Source organism: Selenomonas sp. KH1T6 (assembly GCF_900108415.1).
Classification (GTDB): Bacteria; Bacillota; Negativicutes; order Selenomonadales; family Selenomonadaceae; genus Selenomonas_B; species Selenomonas_B ruminantium_A.
This window is the reverse complement of the sequence record NZ_FNWN01000033.1, coordinates 12,833-27,496: the sequence shown is the minus strand read 5'-3', so window position 1 is coordinate 27,496 and position 14,664 is coordinate 12,833. Positions and strand designations below refer to the sequence as shown.

At 54.0% G+C, this 14,664-nt stretch carries 14 protein-coding genes; 1 reads left to right on the top strand and 13 read right to left on the bottom strand.

The annotated features are described in order from the left end of the window. The 12 genes from BLW59_RS14450 to BLW59_RS14395 all read right to left on the bottom strand — a co-directional run. A partial coding sequence (locus tag BLW59_RS14450; RefSeq protein WP_175463465.1) for a hypothetical protein occupies positions 1 to 421 on the bottom strand: 421 nt, incomplete at its 3' end. 396 nt (positions 422 to 817) lie between these two features. Then, complete coding sequence (locus tag BLW59_RS14445; protein ID WP_074698347.1) at positions 818 to 2,221, bottom strand: FAD-binding oxidoreductase; 1,404 nt, start codon at positions 2,219 to 2,221, stop codon at positions 818 to 820. Beyond that, a complete protein-coding gene (locus tag BLW59_RS14440) occupies positions 2,218 to 3,408 on the bottom strand; it encodes an electron transfer flavoprotein subunit alpha/FixB family protein (protein ID WP_074698351.1) in 1,191 nt (396 codons plus the stop codon). Before BLW59_RS14440 ends, BLW59_RS14445 begins: the two co-directional genes overlap by 4 nt. A 52-nt stretch (positions 3,409 to 3,460) precedes the next feature. Continuing rightward, on the bottom strand, positions 3,461 to 4,252 hold the full coding sequence (locus tag BLW59_RS14435) for an electron transfer flavoprotein subunit beta/FixA family protein (RefSeq protein ID WP_074698346.1): 792 nt from the start codon (positions 4,250 to 4,252) through the stop codon (positions 3,461 to 3,463). Positions 4,253 to 4,436: 184 nt separating this feature from the next. Continuing rightward, entirely contained in the window at positions 4,437 to 5,270 is an 834-nt protein-coding gene (locus BLW59_RS14430) for a hypothetical protein (protein ID WP_074698345.1), read from the bottom strand. Between the two features lie 31 nt (positions 5,271 to 5,301). Beyond that, positions 5,302 to 7,029, bottom strand: coding sequence for a hypothetical protein (locus BLW59_RS14425; RefSeq protein WP_029546148.1), 1,728 nt, complete (start codon positions 7,027 to 7,029; stop codon positions 5,302 to 5,304). Positions 7,030 to 7,153: 124 nt separating this feature from the next. Beyond that, the gene (locus tag BLW59_RS14420; protein ID WP_029546149.1) at positions 7,154 to 7,858 is read right to left on the bottom strand and encodes a glycosyltransferase family protein; all 705 of its coding nucleotides are present in this window, start codon (positions 7,856 to 7,858) and stop codon (positions 7,154 to 7,156) included. Beyond that, positions 7,846 to 8,739 (bottom strand): class I SAM-dependent methyltransferase, encoded by an 894-nt coding sequence (locus BLW59_RS14415; RefSeq protein ID WP_074698344.1) that lies wholly within the window; start codon positions 8,737 to 8,739, stop codon positions 7,846 to 7,848. Before BLW59_RS14415 ends, BLW59_RS14420 begins: the two co-directional genes overlap by 13 nt. Positions 8,740 to 8,991: 252 nt before the next feature. After that, the gene (gene nirJ2, locus BLW59_RS14410) at positions 8,992 to 10,071 is read right to left on the bottom strand and encodes a putative heme d1 biosynthesis radical SAM protein NirJ2 (RefSeq protein ID WP_175463464.1); all 1,080 of its coding nucleotides are present in this window, start codon (positions 10,069 to 10,071) and stop codon (positions 8,992 to 8,994) included. Further along, a complete protein-coding gene (gene nirJ1, locus BLW59_RS14405) occupies positions 10,068 to 11,264 on the bottom strand; it encodes a putative heme d1 biosynthesis radical SAM protein NirJ1 (RefSeq protein WP_074698343.1) in 1,197 nt (398 codons plus the stop codon). The genes nirJ2 and nirJ1 overlap by 4 nt, the downstream gene beginning before the upstream one ends. 62 nt (positions 11,265 to 11,326) lie before the next feature. After that, positions 11,327 to 11,929 carry a TetR/AcrR family transcriptional regulator gene (locus BLW59_RS14400; protein ID WP_318258642.1) on the bottom strand — a complete coding sequence of 201 codons (603 nt, stop codon included), beginning with the start codon at positions 11,927 to 11,929 and terminating at the stop codon, positions 11,327 to 11,329. Positions 11,930 to 12,163: 234 nt separating this feature from the next. Next, the gene (locus BLW59_RS14395) at positions 12,164 to 12,448 is read right to left on the bottom strand and encodes a hypothetical protein (RefSeq protein ID WP_074698342.1); all 285 of its coding nucleotides are present in this window, start codon (positions 12,446 to 12,448) and stop codon (positions 12,164 to 12,166) included. A gap of 367 nt (positions 12,449 to 12,815) precedes the next feature. Between BLW59_RS14395 and BLW59_RS14390 the strand changes: the two genes are divergently transcribed. Then, positions 12,816 to 13,835, top strand: coding sequence for a substrate-binding domain-containing protein (locus tag BLW59_RS14390; RefSeq protein WP_074698341.1), 1,020 nt, complete (start codon positions 12,816 to 12,818; stop codon positions 13,833 to 13,835). An 88-nt stretch (positions 13,836 to 13,923) separates the two neighbouring features. Here the strand turns inward: BLW59_RS14390 and BLW59_RS14385 are convergent, their stop codons facing one another. Further along, positions 13,924 to 14,661 carry a HesA/MoeB/ThiF family protein gene (locus BLW59_RS14385; RefSeq protein ID WP_074698340.1) on the bottom strand — a complete coding sequence of 246 codons (738 nt, stop codon included), beginning with the start codon at positions 14,659 to 14,661 and terminating at the stop codon, positions 13,924 to 13,926. Between the last annotated feature and the right edge of the window lie 3 nt (positions 14,662 to 14,664).

Here is a 14,664-nt window from a genome sequence, read left to right as displayed (position 1 = left end):
GAAGTTGAACCAGGCTATAAAAGTTCGATGAAACATGCCTCTTTATGTTCATGTAGGCACGAAGCCTGCCATTGACATTTTCGACCATGCTGCTGGCCCTCTTGATGCCGATGACTATTTCATCATGCACTTTTTCAACATTGGCTAACTCCCCTGCCGGGATGAGGGCTGATGCCTGCCGGGTAAGTTCCGCATAGGCTTCTGACTCTTTGTTTACTGATAATCTGCTATAGAGAAGACGGAACACCTCCTTAGGCAGTCCCATAGCCTCAGCTTTCATGCTGAAGTCACGGAACAGTCTGCTTATGAAAAGCATGGTCGTAGGCAGCCGATCCTTGAACCGCAGAATTTCGCTGCTAAGCTTGTATGACCAGCTATGGCGGATTGACACAGCAAGCATCTCGTCAAGAATCCAATCCATTAGCTCCATCACCTCGTCATAGCTATAGCCGCTAAAGGAGACCATCTCACAGTGACTTTGATTATGAGCTAATCGGCTGGTACGAAACCCTTGATAGTCTTTTGTATGACTGCTATCTCGATGACAAAGCATTTGCAGAAATCATTATGGCCGACGAAACAGAGATCATCGGCAAAGACTGAACATACCTCCACTAACTATGAATCCTACCAAAAAGATTCGCGTCGATGTCATACGAACAAATGGAAAACTATCACCTTCTTCCCAGACATCAATCAATCTTCAAGTCTTTTCCAAACATATAATACAGGTTGTTGTTCAGCAAAACTAAAAAAATGCCGCCCCGCTGGTTCGTAGCCAGTAGGGCGGCGGTTTATGTATATAGGACTGTCTGGCTTACGCCTGGCAGACCTTGTGGGGGTTCAAAATGTTGTTGGGGTCGAAGACCTGCTTGATGCCCTGCATAAGCCTCAGGCTGGCTTCCGGCAGGGATTCTTTCAGATAGGGGCGCTTGGCAAGGCCGATGCCGTGCTCGCCGCTGACCTGACCCCGGAGTTCTCTGGCCTTTGCATACATGCTGGACATGGATTTATCCAGCATTTCCTGCCATTTATCCTCCGGCATATCATCTCTGAGGATATAGACATGGAGGTTGCCGTCACCTGCGTGGCCGAAGGACTTGATGCGGATGCCCAGCTGCTGGCGCAGTTCATGGACGTATTCCACGAAGGCGTTGACCTTGTTCCTGGGAACCACCACATCAACTTCGTCCATCTCACTGGTGGAAGCCTTGATGGCTTCCAGGAAGGCGCCCCTGGTCTTCCAAACGGGAGTGCTGCGCTCCTCAGTGTCGGCAATGAGGATGTCGATAGCCCCCTGGTCCAGGCAGATCTGGGCGGTATCATCATAGTAGGAAGCGATTTCCTCCATGGTGTTACCGTCGAATTTCAACAGGAGATAGGCATCAGCCTGATTGTCCGGGAACTTGCGGCCTAAGTATTCCTCTGCGTCAAGGATGACCTCCCTTTCCATAAACTCGATGGCCGTGGGCACGGACTTGGACTGGATGATGAGGGGCACCGTGCCGATGGCCTGTTCCAAAGTAGGATAAGGCACCAGCAGGCTTACGGTCTTCTTTGGCAGGGGCAGCAGCTTCAGCACCGCCTTGGTGACAAAGGCCAGAGTGCCCTCGGAGCCAATGACCATGTCCTTCAGGTCGTAGCCGGAGCTGTTCTTCACCACCTTGCCCCCCAGCTGCAGGACTGTGCCGTCTGCCAGCACCACCTCAAGGGCACGGACGTAATCCCGGGTGACACCGTATTTCACAGCCGTCATACCGCCGGCGTTGGTGCTGATATTGCCGCCGATAGTGGCAGATTTCTCACCGGGGTCAGGGGGATAGTAGAAGCCCTTCTCCTCCACATAGCCCTTGAGCTCCATGAGCAGCACCCCCGGCTCCACCGTGAGGGTGAGATTTTCTTCATCAAGTTCCAGGATATGGTTCATCAGGGTGGTATCTATCATGATGCCCTGCTCTACTGCCACGGAAGCACCCACCAGTCCCGTGCCCGCCCCCCGGGGGGTAACTGCAATATGATGCTCGTTGGCATAGGCCATAAGCCTTGACACTTCCTCTGTGGAAGTCACCCTGGCCACCAAAGTTGGATAGACCCGCTTGCTGGCCAGCTCGTCATGGCTGTATTCCTCATTTATTTCCTCGCCAAAGAGCAAGCGTTCCCTGTCTATGAAGCCGGCAATCGCCAGCAAATCTTCTTTTCCTACCTGCCTGTACTCACTCATGCGATTTCCCTCCCCTGCTTGATATTGGCGATTAACTGGGGCAGCACCTCATAGATATCTCCCACCACAGCATAATTTGCTACCTTGAAAATGGCCGCCTTGGGGTCGGTATTGATGGCAAAGATTTCTTCGGAATGCTCCATGCCTGCCACGAACTGGATGGCACCGGAGACACCGCAGGTGATGATGAGCTTGGGGCGCACCGTACGCCCGGAAAGGCCAATCTGGCGGCGCGGGTCCATCCAGCCGACTTCCACCAGGGGACGGGTACAGGCCACATCGCCCCCCAGTGCCTCGGCCAGTTCTTCCACCAGAGCAAGGTCTTCCTTCTTCTTGACACCTCGCCCTGCCACTACCAGCACATCAGCATGCTCGATGCTCTTTTCCCTGGGCTTCTTGGTGATGCCCAGCACCTCGATGCGGGAGGAAAGCTCCTCCTTCACCTCCAAAGGCACGATTACGCCCTGCGCCTCCTTGGTGCGCTGAGGTGCCTCCATGATCTTGTAGCGCACAGTGGCCATCTGGGGACGTGTGTTTGGGGTAAGGATCTCAGCCATGATATTGCCGCCGAAGGCCGGGCGAATCTGCACCAAATCGGTATTCTCATGAATGTCCAGCACCGTGCAGTCAGCCGTGAGCCCCGTATGGAAACGGGCTGCCACCCTGGGGGCCAGCTGCCGCCCCACAGGAGTAGCCCCCACCAGGATAGTTGCAGGCTGAACCTGGCGGATAAAGCTCTCAAAGACCTTGGCGTAAATCTCGATATTGAATTGGGATAGCACAGGCTTGTCACAGACAAAGACCTTGTCCACCCCATAATGGCGCAGTTCCTCTGCTCCGCTGCCGATATTCTCTCCCATGAAAAGGGCAAAGACCTGCTGATGGATCTTGTCTGCCAGCTCACGGGCCTTACCCAGCAACTCGAAAGATACGGGATGGATGCGTCCGTCCACATGGTCTATATACACGGCAATCCCCTGCCACTTGCTCTTGTCTACAGCCGGTTCCGGGGCATCCTCCACAAACTCCACCGCACCGCCGCTCTTCTTCACGCAGAGCTTGCACATGCGGCAGGCGGCGCCTATCTCCACCTTGCCCTCGCTGGCGGTCATGGCGCCAAAGGGACAGATAGAAACCAGCGCAGCAATATCTTCAATCTTTTCCTGATGAATTACCAATTTGCCCATACTTTCATCTCCCATTAAGTCAGGAGTTTTCTCCTAAACACCTTAGCACTGCTCACGCTATATACTTGTGACTCTTCAAATGCTGATATATCTTCCGTGCCAGCTCCTCGCCAGTGCCCTCCCAGGTCTCCCGTGCCTTGTGTATCTCCGGCGGGAAAATCCTCTGCACCTGGGTGGGAGAACCGTTCAGCCCGTAGTGGTGCTCGTCCTTGTCTTCCATATCATTCAGCGTATAGGTAACTATCTCCCTGTTGGCAGTCTCCTTGCCCTTCTTATATGAAGGCAGCCGCGGTTCATAGATATCCTTCTGCACAGTAAGCAAGCAGGGGAAGGCAACCTTCAGGGACTCCACATCCTCAGACATCTCCATGTCTACCAGGACGGCGCCCTCCTCTACTCCCTTCACCGCCTTCACATTGCAGACGCAGGGAATGCCCAGCTGCTCGGACACCTCCGGCCCTACCTGGGCAGTGTCCCCATCAGTGGTCTGAAGGCCGCAGATAATCAGGTCAAACTTGCCAAAGCGCTTGATGCCCTGGGATAGGGTATAGCTGGTGGCCAGCACATCTGCCCCGCCGAATTTCCTGTCGGTGATCAGGCAGCCCTTGTCAGCCCCCATGGCAAAAGCCTCGTATATGATGGACTTGGCAGGAGGCGGACCCATGGTAAGGACGCTCAGGCTGCCCCCATACTGCTCCTTCAGCCGCAGCCCTGTCTCCAAGGCAAATAAGTCGTACGGATTCATCTTGGCATCCGCGCCATTGCGCTTGAGCACCCCCGTCACCGGGTCCACTTCAACTTTATTAGAACCTGGTACCTGCTTGATACAAACTAAAATATCCATCGTTGCTCACCCTCCTTATCGCCTGTAATTCGTCATACGAATTTATTCTCCTGCTAAAAATTGAATAAATTTTTCTATCAATTGTGAAATAACTAACTTACTGATAGAACAAGAGCGAATCATAACCAAAATCTGGTATAAGCAGATGAAAAAACCTCCCTCAATGAGGGAGGCTTGAAAATACTTAGCTCAACCGGATAACCCCGGGCCGATCAATGCGCCAGTTCCCCAGCACAGCCTTGAAAATAGCGGGCAGCTTCACCTGATAGCCGCTGTATGTAGTGCCCCGTTCGTAATTGGAAGCAAACGTCTCCTTCATGCCCTGATGTTCATGTGCTTCTGAATTATAGGGCTTGATGGGGTTAGGCACCACAGCATACTTGCCGGGACCTGCTCCCTCTATGGTCATGGCCCAGAGGTTGCTCTGCAGGATATCCCCTATCACCACGAACTTAGGCTGCTCTGTCATCTTGTCGATTTCCGTAAAGGCCAGCATAGCCAGATGATACCTGTCCACAAACTGCTCGCAGGCCTGTTTGTAACGCGGCTGGTTCATATTGGCAGCCAGGCCGTTGAATTCATCCACCATGGCCTGCCAGGGAGTCTTTTCATCAGGCACTTCCTTGGTGACAGCAGCAGCCTCCTTGTCGGAGAGCTTTTCTGCCGTAGCCTCGGCCTCGGCCCGTTCCACGGCCTTTTCCAGCTTTTCCAGCGCCTCTGCGTCCATTTCCTCCCCCTCTTTCAGGGTGGGGATAAGACCGGCTCTGCCCAGGCGGTTGGCAGCCATGGTAGCTTTGAGCTTGATTTCTTCCTTGCGCAGGCGCGATTCCACATCCTTGAGGCGGTCTTTCATCTTGTCGTATTCATCCATGAAGGACTGCATCCTGACGTATTTCTTCTGTCCTTCCTGCATCATAGTCCAGGCGTAAGCCGCAAAGACAAAGGCCAGTATGCTGACGGTGAGACAGACAAATATCAAGAGATCCCTCAGCATGGGAGAAAAAATCCCGTCCGACATCTCTTTCCCTCCTTATCAAAGCTCCTGCGGCTCAGCCGTTGCTTTCACAGAATTTTCTCCAAACCGCCCGATAGGCGGCCTCCAGCTCCTGCATATATCCCTTCATATCCATCAGCGGGGATTTCAGCACGTTGGCACGCAGCCCCGAATGGTAAGCCCCTATAAGCTGGGGGGAATTGCCTATCTGCACTGCCCTGCGCACGTAGTTGATATCATTTTCCACCACCAGTTCCTCAACCCCGGCGTTCACCAGGATGCTGGCTCCAAAACGGGAACCGTGGCTTCTGCCCCTGAGAGTTATCACCGGCACCCCCATGAAAAGGGCCTCGCAGGTGGTGGCGCCGCCATTGTAGGGCGCGGGGTCCAGGGCGATATCGATATCCCGGTACTGCTCCATGTAATCCGGACTGTAAGGGCGGAATTCAACTCTTGCCAGCTCGAAATTCAACTTCTGGAGCCGCTGGCGCAAGATCTGCTGCCCCGAGGGAATACTGCAGATCTTGCTCTTGATGACCAGCTTGGAATTGCGCACCTGGTCAAGGATGCCCCGCCAAAGCAGCAGCATCTCGTCCGTGACCTTGGCAAAATTGTTGAAACTGCCAAAGGTCACATAGCCATTCCTGAGCACTGGCGCCTCACTGCCCGCATCAGGCAGTTCGCGCACAAAACCGGGAGCATAGCAGAGATGTGAATGGGGCAGGCGTATAATCTTTTCCGTAAAGGCAGAAGCCGCTCCGTCATCCCCGGTAGGCAGGCAGGTCTCGTCTGACAGGAAATAGTCAACAGCCGGAACACCTGTAGTGTTCATATAGCCAATGCCCGCAATCTGCACCGGCGCAGGCCGGTAAGCGGTAATGGGCAAAGTGGAATTCTGGGTGTGCCCCGAAAGATCCACCAGTATATCAATGCCATCCTCAGCAATGAGCCGGGCCGCTGTGCGGGGGCTCCTGCCCCGGAGGTCCCGCCAGCTGATGGGGCCGGAGCGAAGCCTTTTGGTGACCTCATCTGCCCTGCCGGTGGAATAACAATAGACCATGAATTTGCTGCCGTCAAATTTTTTCAGCAGCGGGGCCAGGAAATATGATACAGCGTGCTCCCGGAAGTCCGGTGAAATATAGCCGATGCGCAGCTTCTTCTCCGGCAGACGGGCAACTTCAGCGTGCTGGTAGGGCACAGCCTCCTGTACTTCCGCGTATTTCTTCGCCGCCAGATAGCTCTCACGCAAGCCCTGCTCCCGGTAGTTCCTCATAAAGAGATACTTGCTGTAGTAATCAGCCTGTTCCTCTTTTGTTTCAGACATTCTGGCCAGGGCCAGCAACTCCTTGCCTGCCCCCTCCGGGTCAGCCGCCAGATACATGGCATCGGTGAGCCACCCCCGTGACTTCATCAGAATATAGCCAAGAGCCCCATAGTAATCATCCTCAGGCTCCAAAGCCGCCTGCTTCTGGCTGCACTCTGCCGCCAGGTCTTTCAAACAGGGAATGGCCTTATCCAGCTGGAAGTCCTGGGCCCAAAGCCCCCCCTGTACCAGCCTGCCCCGCAGATGGCGGGGACGGGCCTTGAGGATTTCTTCAACCAGAGCCTCGGCTTCGTCTGTTTCCCCTGTATACAAAGCCGCCTCGGCCATCACAGCCGCCCCGTCCATGCCGGAAGGATCAAGCTGCCAAAGTTCCTTGGCGCAGGCCCGCATCCCCTTGGGGTCGCCCTCCCGGGCAAATTTGTCGGCCAGTTTCAGCCAGTTCAGCTTCTCATGATTCATCTCTATCTATCCCACCACTAAGTCTATAATACACTATTCATTATATTATACACTAAAAGGGCATTTTCCTGCCAAAAAAATAAGCGCCACAGGGACGCTCACACTTAAATTTTTCAAAAACGTCCTAAACCTCCGGGCAAAGCTCCTCCCCGTACTCCTTGACAAAGATTTTGCGGTAGCCCTTGTAGGAAGAAGCCAGGGGCTTTTCCTTGGGACAGTGGATGCACCAGAAGTCCTGCTCCTGATTTGGCACTACCACCTTGTACCCTGCCCGCTGCATTTCCATGCACATGGAAGTGTCATACATATGCCAGCCGGTAAAGAGGTCTTCCCGCCAGGGTATGTCATACTGAGTGGCCAGGAACAGGCCATCCACCGCCTGCAAGTCCTGATAAAGCCCCTCCGGCTCCCGGCAATGGGAGTCCACCACGCTTTCCGGCTCACAGGCGTGGAGCACCCGGCCATAGGTGCGCAGTCCGTCCCACCAGACTCCGGTGGAAGGCAGGCTCCTGCAGCCGATAACCCCCACCAGGCCGATTTCCGGGTGGGCGAACAGACTGAGCAAGTCTGCCACCAGCTTCTTGTTCACCACCAGTGTATCCTGATGTAGATAGACCTTGTACTTCGCATCGCTGGCCCGCTGTCCCGCATTATATCCCGCACACATGGACGCCGCCCCCCGCTGGGGCAGGTATTCTGCCGTGAACCCCTCCGGCAGGTCAAGGTGCTGCAAATACAGCAGGCACTCGCTGTACCACTCCTCGCTGTTGACGCAGGTGATAAAGGCTATTTTCTTCTCATCCAGCTTTCTCGCCCCTATCTCTCCCATGCTTCCATCTCCCCTATGAGTTCAAGACGTTCCTCTACCTTATCCCCCAAAGTTTCCGACCCAAAGCGCAAGTTCGCAAAGAACGCTTCAGGGTGAAACACGGCTTCGTGGATGAATTCCCCCGCATAATCTGAAAAAAGCTTCAGCTCCTGCCACAAGTCCCAGAATTCCCGGCAGGATTCTGTCAGTTCCACCTCATATTCAATCCTGTGCAGCAGGCGGCTGAGCTGCTTCCTGTCCTCTGCGGTATACATGGACTTCAAAAGCGCCATCTCCGGCATGGAGCGGTCAGCCCTCACCAGCCAGTATTCCGTTTCCAGATCGTCCCCCACATTCTCAAAGCCAGCCGCCAGAAGTCTCTCCAGCACCCCCGCAGGAGCCTGCCGCTCCTGCCCGTGGCAATGGACATTCTTGTAAAAAGAAGCATAAAGCAGCCGCTCAAACTCCGGCCGGGCAAAGAGACGGGACACCACCTGATAATAGTGCCCATCCCTAAGTTCCTCAAGCACAGACCAATGGCGGATATTGCGGAAACTGGTGAGAAAAGCCCCCGTTTCCTTGAGATATGTTGAGAACCCCGCCGCTATGTCCTGAGGATTGCCAGCCCGCTCCAAGGTGAGGTCGGAGATGATGTAATCCAAAGACTGAAGTGGAAATGGCAGCCGCTCAGAGAGGTAGTCCATGCAATGGAACTCAACATCCAAACCAAACGGCAGCTCATCAAGAGCATCTTCCTCATCGGCTACGGCCAAGAGCCTGGCAGAAGGGAACATCTCCCGCAGCTTTGGGAGGTAACTGACGCTCTCAACTACTAATATCGTAACTGGAAGAGCGGATGGTTGCAAAAAATATAAAAGTTCTGGTTCTATTTTTTCAGGCACTGTTTTCCCCCTTCCACCGGCTTCGCCGGTCCCCCTTCCCCGCAAGCGGGGCAGGTAAAATCTGCTATATACTTTACTCCTTCGAACTCACGAATTCACGAACTTCTCAAATTCCCGAACCCCGGCGCCCATGGATGGGCGCTCCCGCGGCCGTTGGATTTCAGGATGAAATGCAAGGCCGCGTAAACATGCCACCGGCATGTATACCTTTTAGTTCTTTTCTTTGCATCAAAGAAAAGAACGGCCGCAGGCCTACCCGCGGCGGCCGTGGTACAAGCACCACGGCTCCTCCGCCATATAATCCCCATCGTGGTAACAAGCCGCCCGTGCCCTGCATCCGCCGCAAACTCCCTTATAGCGGCAAGCCCCACAGCCTCCACTGTACTGAAGTGTACGAAGTTTTTTCAGTACTTCGTTGTTTGCCCAAATCTCATCAAAAGGCGTCTCCCTCACATCTCCCAATTCCATATTGAGATAAGCACAAGGCTGCACCTTACCCCTGGGACTGATAATGCAGTAAGACAACCCCGCCAGACACCCTCTGGTGAACCGGCTCTTAATCCCCAGTTGATCCGCAATCCGCAAGAACTGTGGCGCACAGGTGGGCTTAAGCTCTATCTCCACTTCCTGCTGCTTCTTCATGATGCGGGTGAGCACTTCCTCATACTGCTCCGCCCGCAGGGATTCTTCCTCGATGGTCTTGGCTCTCCCCGTGGGCACCAAAAAGAAGAAATGATGAGCCTTGGCCCCGATCTCCACGGCAAAATCCGTCATGGCCTCAAGTTCGCTTTGGTTCCAATCCATCACCGTAGTGTGTATCTGGAAGGGCAGGTCTGCCTCACGGCAGTTCTTCATGCCCTGCACGGCCCCTTCCCAGGCACCGGGGAAGGCGCGGAACTTGTTGTGCTTTTCCTTGTCCAGGGAGTCAAGGGAAATGCCCATGCCCTTGGCCCCGGCTTCCTTCAGCTTCTTCGCCATCTCCAGCGTAATCAACGTGCCGTTGGTGCCAAAGACAGGAATTAGCTTCAAATCAGAAGCAAACTTCACTAACTCCAGGATATCAGGCCGCATGAGAGGTTCGCCGCCGGAGAAAATCATGATTTTGAAGCCAGCCTTGGCAATCTCCGCCAGGAGCTTCTTCGCCTCGGCGGTGGAAAGCTCCTCTTCCGCCTTGCAGCCTGCTTCACGATAGCAGTGGGCGCAGAACATATTGCAGGCGTTGGTGGTATTCCAGGAAACGATTTTCACCGGGCCGCCATGGCCGTGAGGATGTCCCCCGGGATGGCCCGGATGCCCCGTGTGGCCGCCAGTGATTCCTTCAGGCATAGTCATTTGGCTGCCCCCTCTCCAGTCAGACCAATCTCTTCATCAGTGAGATAGCAGGAGGGGTCGCTTTCCCAGAAATCTCCCGTGCGGGCTTCGGCTCTGGTGCGGAAGTTGCCATTGCAATTGTCCAGGAACTTGCACCTGGCGCAGCGGCCCTTGAGCAAAGGCTTCCTGTCCTTCAGCCCTGCCATGATAGGATTGGAAGTGTCGCTCCAAATATCGCCGAACTTCCTCTCCCGCACATTGCCGAAGGTGTGATGCTGGGTGAACTGGTCCGGATGCACATAACCCAGAGGGTCTACCTCGCCGAAGGCAATGCCGGAGCGGTTGCCGCCGTTCATGGAGATATACTCCTTGATTTTGGCAGCAGTGGCATCCTCCCCCTCGGAAAGGGCCTTGAGGTACATATAGACCCCGTCGCAGTGGTTGTCCACCGTGAGGATTTCCTTTTCCAGCCCTCTGGCCTCGAAATCCTTGGTGCGGCGAATGATGGTGTCCATGGCCCGGCGGGATTCCTCCGGAGTAACATCCTGATCCATCATGCCCGCCCCCCGGCCGGAGTAAACAAGGTGGTAGAAGCAGACACGGTTGATGCCCTTTTCCTCGATGAAATCGAAGATCTTGTCCAGCTCCATGATGTTGTGGTGGTTGATGGTAAACCTAAGGCCCACCCGCTGACCCACTGCCACGCAGTTCTCGATGCCGGCCATGGCCTTCTCATAGGCCCCTTCCACCCCGCGGAACTTGTCATTGACGTCCTTGAGACCATCCAGGGAAATGCCCACATAGCCCACGCCGATATCCTTGATGCGCTGGGCAACTTCACGGGTAATGAGGGTGCCATTGGTAGAGAGAGTGGGACGTACCCCCTTCTCTGCCGCATACTCTGCCAGTTCAAAGAAATCCGGGCGGATCAGCGGTTCCCCGCCAGAGAACAGCAGCACAGGCACTTTGAAATCTGCCAGGTCATCTATGAACTTCCTGGCCTCTTCCGTGGTCAGCTCGTCCTTGTACTTCTGGGCATCGGACTGCATATAGCAGTGCATGCACTTCAAATTGCAGGTCTTGGTGGAATTCCAAACCACCACCGGCCCCATGCCCTCAGCCGCCCCATTCCGCATGGAGTGGGCATTCTTCGTATAGCGGAGCTGGTCTCCGTAGTATTCCCTGGCAAACAAAAGCTTCGTTACGCTGATCAAAATAAAACACTCTCCTAAATCCTATTGTCACTTCCATGCCTTCCCCTCAAGGGGAAGGTTTTTTACTCCTTCCGTATCCCATTTAATAGCAAACAAGTCTTCATAGCCACATTATCCCTGAAGGGAATCTCCAACTTGCTGAAGGCTGCTGCCTGATAGATGGAATGCAGCATTTCTGCTATCAGTTCTGCCGGCACATCATTGCGGATCTCTCCAGCCAGCTGCCCCTGGCTGATGATTTCCTCAAAGATGCCCTTGAACCCCGGCGTTGCCGAACCATGCTCCGCTTCCTGCGGACGGGGCTCTGCCGCCCTTTCCGAAGCCGCAAGGAACAAGGGCAGCACATAGCGGTTCTCATCCAGAAATGAAGCCGTGGCCTTGATGCCCGCCGCAAGCAGGTCAACAGAGTTCCCCCCCGCCTCCTTCTCAGACCGGACTGCCGCCTCCACCATCTCTACGGAATCTCCCAGCAGGGCCATCAGCACTTCTTCCTTGGACTGGAAGTAATTGTAGAATGTGCCCGTACCCAAATCTGCCGCATTCATGATATCAGCCACCGAGGTTTCCTTATAACCCCGGGTGGCAAACTGCTGCTGGGCAGCCTTTAAGATGGCCTGCCGGGAAAGCTGCTTCTTTCTCTCCCGACGGCCCATTGCTTCTGCCATCGTCTTTCTCTCCCATCTATGAATAATGAATCCATCTCCATTGATGAAGCTAACTGTCTATTATTTCATTGTAACTGAAAACTATGGCGATTGAAAGAAAAAGATGAATTATATTCATAAATTTATTTTTTCGTCACCAAATTCAATAATCCTGCTCCTGCAAAATAAAAAACACCGCCGAGGAAATAATCCTCTGACGGTGTATCGCCCTAAATCAAAAATATGTATGATTGCTTACTGAATCTGGTAAACCTTGGCATTGGAACGTGACCAATAGTTCACCGCATCCTGATAACCCAAAGTCCAACGGCCGCTGTTTTCATTGCGGGTAAGGCTGATGCCATAATAGCATTTGGCAAAGACGGAAACCTCACGGGTGTTGGCCTCGCGGATAAGCTCCCTCATGGTGTCCTCAATAAAAGCAGTGCGGGACTTCCAGGCAGCCTGCTCCTTGAGATTGTACTTGCCAGTCTTGAATTTGAACAATTTATTGGTAGCCTTGTTCACAGCTAAGACCATTTTTCTCTCCCTTTCCTTCCTTTAACCAACTGCGGCCAAAATAATGCTGGACTATAAATTGTATTGTTTTCTTGAGCAACTCTCTTTCACTTGCCATATTTTACCCCAAAAGTCCTAGTTTCGCAAGTAAAAATTTCTAAATCCGCATTGATATTAACACAATTTCATATATTATCCTGACTAAAATTCCGATTGATTTTTCTCTCCCATGTTGTAAAATAAATATGCACACTTTTAATTAAGTAAGCAGGAAAACACAGCGGATACGGCGAAATTATAGGAATCATATTGATTGTGCTCGTTCTCATTAGGCACAAAATCAGATATACGCACATTTTCTAATCCGAGAAAAAGGAGTAACAAGATAATGGTTACTATCAAACAGATAGCAGAGCTCTGCGGCGTCTCCCGGGGCACCGTGGACAGAGTAGTGAACCGGCGGGGCAAAGTCAAGCCGGAAAAGGAGCAGCTTATCCTCGAGACCATGCGGAAGCTGAACTACCAGCCCAACCCCGCAGGCAGAGCCCTGGCCGCCCGCAAGAAATCCCCCATCGTGGGCGTGCTGATCCCCTCCATCGGCATCCACTTCTTCGATGACGTACTCTCTTCCATGCAGAAAGCTGCGAAAAAATATGATTCTTACGGCCTAAAAGTCATCTGGCGCAGCATGAGGGGCTACAGCGTAGAGGAGCAGTGCCGCCTCATCGACGAGCTTTCCCCACAGGTGCAGGCCCTCATCATCAACCCGGTGGATCATCCCAGTGTGGTACGCAGGCTCAACGCCCTCATAGACGACGGCATTGTCATCATCACCATCAACAACGATGCCCCGGGACTTTCCCGCCACACTTATGTAGGCTCCGACTATCTGGAAGGTGGACGCACGGCAGGGGCGCTGCTGCGCATGATCGGGCCGGAGAAGCTCAATGTAGGCGTGCTCTTAGGCTCCCTTTCCATGCTGGGCCATCGTCAAAGGCTGGACGGCTTCCGGGAAACCATGGGGGACAGATGCAACATCCTCTCCATCCACGAGACGGAAGATGATGACATGATTGCCTACGAGCAGGTAACCCAGCTTCTGAAAAACGAGCCGAATATCAATGCCCTCTTTGTCATATCCTCCGGTGCCTCTTACGGTGCCAGCCGTGCCGTACTGGCGGCGGGCCTGGCAGGGAAAATCACCATCATCGTCTTCGATACCATTCCCACCACCATCCGCATGATGCAGCAAGGCATCATCCAGGCCGCCCTCTACCAGCACCCCCACGAACAAGGCCGCCGCGCCATGCAGATAGCCTTCGACTATCTGGTGAATGGGACGCCGCCAGACCGGGATCGTTACATCATGCGCAATGAGATACGCATATTGCAGAACGCCGAGAACTGAACCGCCCGGCAAGCGGTGGCTTCAGTTGATATCATTGCTAAAAAATATGCCCACTGACCTATCGTCAGCGGGCATATTTTTGTGGGGCTTACTCCCCACAAAGGCAATGGGAACGCTGGGGGACTTTCAATGTGCGGAACCTCATGGCCAGCGCATCATAGGTCAGCAGCCGCCCTGTCAGCAAATCCCCTGTCCCCAGCAAAAACTTGATTGCTTCCCCGGCCTGCAGGCTGCCAATGACCCCCGGCACAGCCCCCAGTACGCCATTCTTGCCCCCCTTGCTCTCCGGTTCCTCCGGGAACAGACAGCGCAGGCAGGGACTATGGGGAATATGAGTCATAATCTGTCCCTGATATTTCAGGATACCGCCGTGAACAAAGGCCGTTTCATGAGCCACACAGGCATCATTGATGGCAAACTTGGTCAGGGGGTCATCCACCGCATCCACTACCATATCGTAGTGCTCGCTGCTTATAAGCGCCCCTAATGATGCCCTGGTCAGCTTTTCAGCATACACCGGCACCTGTACCGCAGGATTCAGGGCCTGCAGGGTTTCCCTGCCACTTTCCACCTTGGGGCGGCCCAAATCCTGCGTGCTGTGCAGGAGCTGGCGCTGCAGATTCGACAGCTCCACCCGGTCAAAATCCGCCAGCCCCACGGTGCCCACCCCTGCAGCTGCCAGATAAAAGGCCGCCGGGGAGCCAAGGCCCCCAGCCCCCACCACCAGCACCCGGGCCTGTTTTAATTTTTCCTGTCCTGCCTGGCCAAACTCCGGCAAAATAATCTGCCGGGCATAGCGTTCCTGTTCTGCTGCCTCTAAGGACATAAA

Excerpts from the sequence above, each read along its gene's own strand:
- BLW59_RS14445 (WP_074698347.1), bottom strand. The coding sequence starts at position 2,221 with ATGAGTGAGTACAGGCAGGTAGGAAAAGAAGATTTGCTGGCGATTGCC.
- BLW59_RS14440 (WP_074698351.1), bottom strand. The coding sequence starts at position 3,408 with ATGGGCAAATTGGTAATTCATCAGGAAAAGATTGAAGATATTGCTGCG.
- BLW59_RS14435 (WP_074698346.1), bottom strand. The coding sequence starts at position 4,252 with ATGGATATTTTAGTTTGTATCAAGCAGGTACCAGGTTCTAATAAAGTT.
- BLW59_RS14430 (WP_074698345.1), bottom strand. The coding sequence starts at position 5,270 with ATGTCGGACGGGATTTTTTCTCCCATGCTGAGGGATCTCTTGATATTT.
- BLW59_RS14425 (WP_029546148.1), bottom strand. The coding sequence starts at position 7,029 with ATGAATCATGAGAAGCTGAACTGGCTGAAACTGGCCGACAAATTTGCC.
- BLW59_RS14420 (WP_029546149.1), bottom strand. The coding sequence starts at position 7,858 with ATGGGAGAGATAGGGGCGAGAAAGCTGGATGAGAAGAAAATAGCCTTT.
- nirJ2 (WP_175463464.1), bottom strand. The coding sequence starts at position 10,071 with ATGACTATGCCTGAAGGAATCACTGGCGGCCACACGGGGCATCCGGGC.
- BLW59_RS14400 (WP_318258642.1), bottom strand. The coding sequence starts at position 11,929 with ATGGCAGAAGCAATGGGCCGTCGGGAGAGAAAGAAGCAGCTTTCCCGG.
- BLW59_RS14395 (WP_074698342.1), bottom strand. The coding sequence starts at position 12,448 with ATGGTCTTAGCTGTGAACAAGGCTACCAATAAATTGTTCAAATTCAAG.
- BLW59_RS14390 (WP_074698341.1), top strand. The coding sequence starts at position 12,816 with ATGGTTACTATCAAACAGATAGCAGAGCTCTGCGGCGTCTCCCGGGGC.
- BLW59_RS14385 (WP_074698340.1), bottom strand. The coding sequence starts at position 14,661 with ATGTCCTTAGAGGCAGCAGAACAGGAACGCTATGCCCGGCAGATTATT.